The organism is Cereibacter sediminicola, assembly GCF_007668225.1.
Lineage (GTDB): Bacteria > Pseudomonadota > Alphaproteobacteria > Rhodobacterales > Rhodobacteraceae > Cereibacter_A > Cereibacter_A azotoformans.
This window is the reverse complement of record NZ_VDEK01000018.1, coordinates 67,299-75,360: the sequence shown is the minus strand read 5'-3', so window position 1 is coordinate 75,360 and position 8,062 is coordinate 67,299. Positions and strand designations below refer to the sequence as shown.

The 8,062-nt window shown below is 67.9% G+C and carries 8 protein-coding genes; 2 read left to right on the top strand and 6 right to left on the bottom strand.

Annotated elements, in window-relative coordinates; all coding sequences use genetic code 11:
- Window positions 1-55: 55 nt before the first annotated feature.
- A complete protein-coding gene (locus FG154_RS12990) occupies window positions 56-580 on the bottom strand; it encodes a DUF4142 domain-containing protein (protein WP_145108571.1) in 525 nt (174 codons plus the stop codon).
- Window positions 581-795: 215 nt separating this feature from the next.
- Between FG154_RS12990 and FG154_RS12985 the strand changes: the two genes are divergently transcribed.
- Window positions 796-981: a DUF3008 family protein gene (locus tag FG154_RS12985; protein ID WP_145108568.1), complete on the top strand. Its 186-nt coding sequence runs from the start codon at window positions 796-798 to the stop codon at window positions 979-981.
- A 69-nt stretch (window positions 982-1,050) separates the two neighbouring features.
- On the opposite strand, the gene FG154_RS12980 is transcribed toward FG154_RS12985, so the two are convergent.
- Window positions 1,051-2,085 (bottom strand): DNA topoisomerase IB, encoded by a 1,035-nt coding sequence (locus FG154_RS12980; RefSeq protein ID WP_145108565.1) that lies wholly within the window; start codon window positions 2,083-2,085, stop codon window positions 1,051-1,053.
- A gap of 175 nt (window positions 2,086-2,260) precedes the next feature.
- Here FG154_RS12980 and FG154_RS12975 point away from each other — a divergent pair, with 175 nt between their 5' ends.
- Window positions 2,261-3,886 (top strand): MFS transporter, encoded by a 1,626-nt coding sequence (locus tag FG154_RS12975; protein WP_145108562.1) that lies wholly within the window; start codon window positions 2,261-2,263, stop codon window positions 3,884-3,886.
- Window positions 3,887-3,954: 68 nt separating this feature from the next.
- On the opposite strand, the gene purU is transcribed toward FG154_RS12975, so the two are convergent.
- From purU to FG154_RS12955, 4 genes are all read right to left on the bottom strand, one after another.
- Complete coding sequence (purU, locus tag FG154_RS12970) at window positions 3,955-4,839, bottom strand: formyltetrahydrofolate deformylase (RefSeq protein WP_145108559.1); 885 nt, start codon at window positions 4,837-4,839, stop codon at window positions 3,955-3,957.
- A 136-nt stretch (window positions 4,840-4,975) separates the two neighbouring features.
- Entirely contained in the window at window positions 4,976-6,358 is a 1,383-nt protein-coding gene (gene tpa, locus FG154_RS12965) for a hypotaurine--pyruvate aminotransferase Tpa (protein WP_186312356.1), read from the bottom strand.
- 101 nt (window positions 6,359-6,459) lie between these two features.
- The gene (locus FG154_RS12960; RefSeq protein ID WP_145108556.1) at window positions 6,460-7,224 is read right to left on the bottom strand and encodes an ABC transporter permease; all 765 of its coding nucleotides are present in this window, start codon (window positions 7,222-7,224) and stop codon (window positions 6,460-6,462) included.
- Window positions 7,224-8,012 (bottom strand): ABC transporter ATP-binding protein, encoded by a 789-nt coding sequence (locus FG154_RS12955; RefSeq protein WP_011909919.1) that lies wholly within the window; start codon window positions 8,010-8,012, stop codon window positions 7,224-7,226. The genes FG154_RS12960 and FG154_RS12955 overlap by 1 nt, the downstream gene beginning before the upstream one ends.
- Window positions 8,013-8,062: the final 50 nt, after the last annotated feature.

Below are 8,062 nucleotides of genomic sequence, written 5' to 3'. Positions count from 1 at the left end.
ACCAAGGCTGGCAGGTGAATCAATTCACCGCACCAACTTGTGGGTAACTGCAAGCTCAGCCGGACGGTGACGTCAGGGCGCGCACCTCTTCCTGGCTTGCAACCATGCCCGGCAGAAGTTCACCGGCGGTCTCTCGCAGGGCGCTCGCCTGACCCGCCGTGGCGAACCCCTGATAGAGCGTCACCTCCTCATCCATGGCGCGGCGCTGGCCCGCGAGGTAGAGGTCATCGAACAATTGGTCATTTGCGGCGCGCAGCGTCTGGGCTTCGGCCTCGTGACGGGGTGACATGCGGGGGTTCAGGGCGAGGCTGTCCTGTTCGGCCGCCTTCACCAGCCGCTCCGCCGTGTCGCGGCGTTCGGCCAGCACCTTCTCGGCAAAGGCCCGGACCTGCTCGTTCCGCGTGCGCTGAAGGGCGGTTTCGCTGGCCTCGACACTGAAGAGCGCCGTGGACACCGCCATTCCGGCGAAGACTTCGGCATTGTCCACCACAACGAGCGGCGGTCCGATGGCATCGGACTGCGAGAAGGCCACCGGCGTGGCAAGCAGCAGGGCCCCAAGGGCAATCGGCACAAGTCTCATCTTCAGGCTCCGGCAGTTCTTCGAGTCATTCCCGCTCTTGTCCGGCTCAACCGCTGCCGTGGCGCTCGGTTCCGACGGGGGCGCGGTCGGCGGCTCTCCGCCGAGCCTGTCGCGCACGGGCGGCCGCCTTCTGGAACAAGGCGGGGGCGGGGCCGTTGCCCCTGCGAACCGGCCGCCGGGCATCCCACCACATCGACACGATCCGAGGTCTCGTCATGCCAGCCAGATCCAAGGCTCAGCAGAAGGCTGCCGGAGCGGCCCTGTCGGCCAAGCGCGGTGACACGAAGAAGACCGAGCTGAAAGGCGCCTCGAAGAGCATGGAGAAATCCATGTCCGAGAGCCAGCTCGAGGAAATGGCCTCGACGCCGCGGAAGGGCAAGCCGGAGCACAAGTCCGGCTGATCCGCGCGCATCCGAGGCCCGCGCCGCGCCGTCGCTCCCCGGCGCGGCGCCGTTTGCCCGGGTGGGCGGTCAGGAGCGCAGGAAACCCAGCATGATCCGCTCTTCGCTGCGCAGTTCGGCCAGATCGGCGGGCTCGATCGCCGCGAGCTGGTCCTGCCTCTCCTCGGGCTTCAGGTCGGCGAGGCCGAGAATGCGGGGATGGATGTAGGAGGTGCGGCTGATCGTGGGTGTGTTGTGCAGCCGCTCGGCTGCCGCCTCGGCCATCATCTTCACGGTCAGCCGGCCGTCCGTGGCGCGGGCCACGCCGAAGGCCGCGAGCGACCCGCCCCAGGTGCGGAAGGTCTTGGCGCTCGCGCCGGGAAGCTCGGTGGCTTCGGCCAGGTAGTCGTTCACATGATGCGAGGCCACGCGGCGGACCTGACCTTCCTCGTCGATCCAGTTGAAGAGGTTGCGGCCGGGCAGGTCCTCGATCTCCTGCAGGATGCGGTGCAGGCGGCGGTCCTTCAGCACCTGCCGCACGCGCTTGCCGCCCTTGGCGCGAAAGTCGAGGCGCACCTCACCCTCGCGGAGCTTCACATGGCGCGAGAGCAGCGTGGTGGCGCCGAATGTGCGGTTTTCTTCGGCATAGGCCGAACTTCCGACGCGCAGCCAGGTCCGGTCGATCAGCATGGTGAGGGCGGCCAGCGAAAAGGCAAGCTCGCCCGCCTCGGCCTTGAGGTCGCGCGACACGCGGCGGCGCAGCCGTGGCAGCGCCTCGCCAAAGGCGGGAAGCAGGGCGTATTTCGCCTGGGATCGCCAGCTTCCCCAGTCCGGGTGGTAGCGATACTGCTTGCGGCCGCGCGCGTCGAACCCGGTCGCCTGAAGATGCCCGTTCTCGAGCGGGCAGATCCAGACCTTCTCGTAGGCGGGCGGCACCCCCAGCTTCAGGATCCGTGCCCGCTCCTCGCGCCCGAGAAGGCGGCCGTCGGGGCCGCGATAGACAAAGCCCCGTCCGCAGCGGCGCCGGGTGATGCCGGGAGCGGAGTCGGTGACATAGACGAGACCGCGCGGCACCGACGCCTGGGTGCCGTCCGCCATCTCGACGAGAACGCAGCCATCCTTCACCTTCCGTCCTCCTGTCGCGGCCCTGGGCCTTGGGCAGGCCGTCGCGGTCAACCGGCGGAACGGGTGCCGGTTCCCGGCGTTGTCAGAGGATTTCAAACGGCCTTCGGGGCATCCCTTGCCAGCCGCACTCGCGCGCCCTACCCATTGGACAGCCGGCCCGACAGAAGGTTCTCCCTTGCCCGACCGCGTCTCACCCCTCGCGCCCTTCCGCCTCCCGACCTACCGCAACCTGTGGATGGCGAGCATCGTCTCGAACTTCGGCGGGCTGGTGCAGGCCGTGGGTGCGGGCTGGATGATGACGGAACTTACCCATTCGGCGGGAATGGTGGCGCTGGTGCAGGCCTCGACCACGCTGCCGATCATGCTCTTCTCGCTGCCGTCGGGCGCCTTGGCCGACAGCCTGAACCGGCGGCGCCTCATGCTGACGGCGCAGCTTTTCATGCTGACCGTGTCGGCGGCGCTGGCATTTGCGGCCTTGGCCGGGCTGCTCACGCCCTGGCTGCTGCTGACCTTCACCTTCCTGATTGGCGTGGGGGTGGCGCTGCACAATCCCTCCTGGCAGGCCTCGGTCGGAGACATCGTCCCGCGCGCGGACCTGCCGTCGGCGGTCGCGCTCAACAGCATGGGCTTCAACCTGATGCGCAGTGTCGGGCCGGCGCTGGGCGGGCTGATCGTCGCCGCCGGTGGCGCGGCCGCAGCCTTTGCGATCAATGCGGCGAGCTATCTGCCGCTCGTCCTCGCGCTGTTCCTCTGGCGGCCGGACTATGCGCCGCGCCGCTTGCCGCGCGAGGCGCTGGGATCGGCCGTCGCGGCGGGTCTGCGCTATGTGTCCATGTCTCCGGTGCTGCTGAAGGTGCTGTTCCGCGGCTTTCTCTTCGGGCTGGCTGCGGTCAGCCTGCTTGCGCTTCTGCCCATCGTGGCGCGGGATCTGGTCGCGGGGGGCGCCTTCACCTACGGCGCGCTGCTGGGCTGCTTTGGTGTGGGGGCGATCGGCGGGGCCTTTGCCGGTGCCCGCCTGCGCGAGCGGTTCCAGAACGAGACCATCGTGCGCGCGGGCTTCCTGCTCTTTGCGGCGGCGCTGGTGGGCTTGGGCCTTTCGCGCGACCTCTGGCTGTCGGGGCTGATGCTGTTGCCGGCCGGCGCGGCCTGGGTGCTGGCGCTGTCGCTCTTCAATGTGAGCGTGCAGCTGGCCACTCCGCGGTGGGTCGTCGGCCGGGCGCTTGCGCTCTATCAGACGGCGACCTTCGGCGGGATGGCGGCGGGCAGCTTCCTCTGGGGGCAGGCCGCCGAGGCGGGCGGGGTGGCCCAGGCCCTGTTCGGGGCCGCGGCCGTGCTGGTGGTGGGGGCGATCGTGGGTCTTCGGATGCCGCTGCCCGCCTTCGGGATGAAGGATCTCGATCCGCTCGGCCGCTTTGTCGAGCCGAAGCTGCCGGTCGATCTGAGGACGCGGTCGGGGCCGATCATGGTTACAGTGGAATATGATGTCGCGCCGGAGAATGTGGAGCCGTTCCTCGCCGCGATGGCCGACCGGCGCCGGATCCGCATCCGGGACGGGGCCCGGCAGTGGGTGCTGCTGCGGGATCTCGAACGGCCGGGGATCTGGGCCGAGAGCTATCACGTGGCCACCTGGGCGGAATATCTGCGCCACCACGAGCGGCGGACGAAGGCGGATGCCGAGGTGACCGACCGGCTGCTGGCGCTGCATGAGGGGCCGGAGAAGCCGCGCGTCCGCCGGATGATCGAGCGCCAGACGGTGCCGCTGCACGACGATCTGCCGCTGAAGCCCGAGGAGCTGACCTGAGAGCGGGGGCGCTGCCCCCGCACCCCCGGGATATTTGGGCAGAGTGAAAGGGGCAGGCTTTCGGCGGCTCAGCCCATGCGTTCGGAGGCGTGGGCGCCGGGCGAGGCGGGGAACACCACCGTCTTGTTGCCGTTCAGGAAGACCCGGTGGTGGATGTGGGCGTGGATCGCGCGGGCGAGCACCGAGGCTTCCACGTCGCGGCCGAGGCTCACATAGTCGTCCGGGCTCTGGGCGTGGGTGATGCGGACGGTGTCCTGCTCGATGATCGGGCCTTCGTCGAGGTCGGCGGTGACATAGTGGGCGGTGGCCCCGATCAGCTTCACGCCGCGCTGGTAGGCCTGCTTGTAGGGGTTGGCGCCCTTGAAGGAGGGCAGGAAGGAATGGTGGATGTTGATGATCCGCCCCGACATCCGTTGGCAGAAGGAATCCGACAGGACCTGCATGTAGCGGGCGAGGACGACCAGTTCGGCGCCCGTCTCTTCCACCAGCGCAAGCAGGCGCGCCTCGGCGTCGGGCTTGTTCTCCTTCGTGACCCGGATGAGGTGGAAGGGGATGTCGTGGTTCACCACGAGCTTCTGGTAGGTCAAGTGGTTGGAGACGACGCCCACGATCTCGATCGGCAGCGCCCCGATCCGCCAGCGGTAGAGCAGATCGTTCAGGCAGTGGCCGAAGTTCGACACCATCAGCAGGACCTTGAGTTTCCGGGAGCTGTCGAAGATCTGCCAGTCCATCTCGAAGTCCGGGGCGATGCGGGCGAAGCTGTCGTTCAGCGCATCGAGGGTGGCGCCGGTCTCGGACTGGAAGCCCACGCGCATGAAGAAGCGCCCCGTTTCCTGATCGTCGAACTGCGCCGAGTCGGTGATGTTGCAGCCATTGTCGGCGAGGAAGTTCGAGATGGCTGCGACGATGCCCCGGCGGGTCGGGCAGGTGACGGTGAGGACGAACTTCGACATGGGGCTCCCTCGGGTTGGTCTTTCCGAAGGGGCTATAGCGCCGAGGCCCGCACGGCACATCACAAAGCGACGTGCGAAACGCGAAATCTGACATCGGGTCGCAGGCGCCCGAGGCCATGCCCCGGGCGCCGCTGTTTCAGCCGAAGACGCGGGTCAGGGCGCGGTCGATGGCGTCGGTGATCTGGTCGATGTCGTCGGGCGTGGCGATCAGCGCCGGAGACAGGCAGAGCGTGTTGTTGAAGCCCGGCAGGCTGCGGTTGGTCATGCCGATGATGACGCCCTGCGCGTTCACGTCGGCCACCACGGCCGCCACGCGCTTTTCGTCCATCGGCTCTTTCGTGGCGCGGTCCGCCACCAGTTCCGCGCCGCAGAACAGGCCCTTGCCGCGCACCTCGCCGATCACGGCGTGCTTCTCCTGCAGCGCGGTGAGGTTCGCGATCACGCGGGTGCCCATCTTCAGCGTGTTCTCGAGCAGGCCCTCCTCCTCGATGATCCGCATGTTTTCCAGCGCCGCGACCGGCCCCGCAGTGCAGCCGCCGAAGGTCGAGATGTCGCGGAAATAGCTCATCGGATCGTCCGGGTTGTCCTTGAACATCTCGAACACGGCTTCCGTCGTCACCGTGCAGGAGATGGCGGCGTAGCCCGAGGCCACGCCCTTGGCCATGGTCACGAAATCGGGCTTCACCCCGAAGTTCTGGTAGCCGAACCAGGTACCGGTGCGGCCGAGACCGCAGACCACCTCGTCGATGTGCAGAAGGATCTCGTATTTCCGGCAGATCTCCTGCACCCGCTCCCAGTAGCCGGCCGGGGGCACGATCACGCCGCCGCCCGCCGTCACAGGCTCGAGGCAGAGCGCGCCGATCGTGTCGGGGCCCTCGCGCAGGATCACCTCCTCGATCGCGCCGGCCGCGCGTTCGCCGTAGTTCTCGACATCCCACTGCTTGCGGTATTCGAGGCAGTGCGGGACCATCACGAAGCCCGGCGTCAGGGGGCCATACTGCTCGGCCCGCTGCGGCTGGCCCGAGGTGGCGAGCGCCGTGATCGTGGTGCCGTGGTAGTCGCGTTCGCGGAACAGGATCTTGTTCTTGCGCCCGCCGTGATGCCGGTGCGAGATCTGGCGCACCATCTTGTAGACCTTCTCGTTCGCCTCGGAGCCCGAGTTCGAGTAATAGACGCGCGAGAGGCCCGGCATCTTCTCGATCAGCCGCTTCGAGAAGAGCGAGGCCGGGATCGAGCCCGCGGAATGGGCGAAGTAGTTCATGCGGATCAGCTGGTCGCGCACAGCGTTGGCGATGCTTTCGCGGCCGTAGCCCACGTTGACCGTCCAGACGCCGCCCGAGACCGCGTCGAGATACTCCTTGCCCGCCGCGTCCCAGACGCGCATGCCCTTGCCTTCAACGATGATGCGGGGATCGACCGTCTCATATTGCTTGTGCTGGCTCAGGTGGTGCCACATGTGCGCGCGGTCGGCCTCGATGACCTCGCTGAGGTCGTTCGCCTGTGCCAAGCCTTCCATCATCCGTGCTCCCTGTCGGTGTGTCCGGTCGAGTTTGAGGGGCGATCCGGTGAAAAGGCAACAGGCCGGTTGGGCCAGCCCGTGCATTTCGCGCTTCGTGAATGTCAGTGCTGCGGACGCTCGGCCCAGCCGGCGAAGATCCGTTCGAGCGCGACCACGGCATAGTAGAGCAGGATCCCGAGGAAGGCGAGCGCGATGAGGACGGCGAACATCAGGGGATAGTCGCCGTTCGTCTCGCCCGACTTGAAGAGCGCGCCGAGGCCGCGTCCGTGCGGGCTGACGATCTCGACGAGGTTCGTGCCGATGAAGGCGAGCGTGACCGAGACCTTCAGCGCGCCGAAGAACTCGGGCAGGGTCTTGGGCAGGGCGATCTTCCAGAAGATCGTGAGCTTCGAGGCGCCAAGCGAGCGGAGGATGTCGCGGTATTCCGGCTCGAGCGTGGAAAGGCCGATGCCGACCGAGACCGCGATCGGGAAGAACGAGATCAGGAAGGCCATCAGCACGGTGTTGAAATCGTGCTGGCCGATGAAGATCAGCGCCAGCACCGGCACCAGCGTGGCCTTGGGAATGGCGTTGAAGCCCACCAGCAGCGGATAGAGCCCGTCGCGGGCGATGCGCGAGAAGCCCATCATCATGCCCAGAAGCGTGCCGAACAGGACGGCGAGCCCGAGGCCCGCCACCGTCCGCCACAGCGTCTGCCAGCCCATCGTCAGGAACAGCTCCCAGTAGCGGGCGTAGGCGGGCGGCAGGTCCGAGGGCGAGGCCATCTTGTAGTTGGGCCAGCCGTTCCACCAGACGATCCCCTCCCAGAGCGCGAGGAACATCAGGATCGCGGCGAGGGGCACGCCGATCTTGCGGGCGAGATCCATCAGTGCACCTCACCCTCGCGCCCCTGCGCGATGCGGATCTGGTCGCGCAGGATGTGCAGCATGTCGGTCGCCTCGGGCGTGTAAAGGACGTCGATGCGCCGGTCGGCGGGCAGGCCCACGTTCAGGATGAACTGGGTGCTGGCCGGGCGCCCCGACAGCACGATCACCTGATCGCCGAGGAAGACGCTCTCGCGCAGGTCGTGGGTGATGAGGACGCAGGTGAAGGGCTCGGCCGCGCGCAGGTCGCGCATCGTCTGCCACAGATCCTCGCGGGTGAAATTGTCGAGCGCGCCGAAGGGCTCGTCCATGATCAGCACGTCGGGCTTGTGCACGATCGCCCGGCAGAGCGAGGCGCGCTGGCGCATCCCCCCCGAAAGCTGGCTCGGGCGCTTGGCCTCGAAGCCCTTGAGGCCCACCATTTCCAGCAGCGCCATCGCGCGGTCCACGCGGTCCTTGCGCGGCATCCGCGGGGCCACGATCTCGAGCGGCAGGATCACGTTCTCGAGGATCGTGCGCCATTCGAGCAGCACCGGGTTCTGAAAGGCCATTCCCACCGTCCGGCGCGGCGAGGTCACGCGCTCGCCGTGCAGCCAGACCTCGCCGCGGTCGGGCTTCATCAGCCCCGCCACCAGCCGCGTGAGGGTGGACTTGCCGCAGCCCGAGGGGCCCACGACGGCGCAGAACTCGCCCTCGGGAACGGCGATGTTCAGATCCTCGAGCACCGGCAGCGGGCCGAGCGGAGTTCGGTAGGCGTGGGTCACGCCCCTGATGTCGATGAGATTGGCCATGCGCTTCCCGGCAGGGAGGGACGCCGGGAGACGTCCCCGATCGCTCGAAG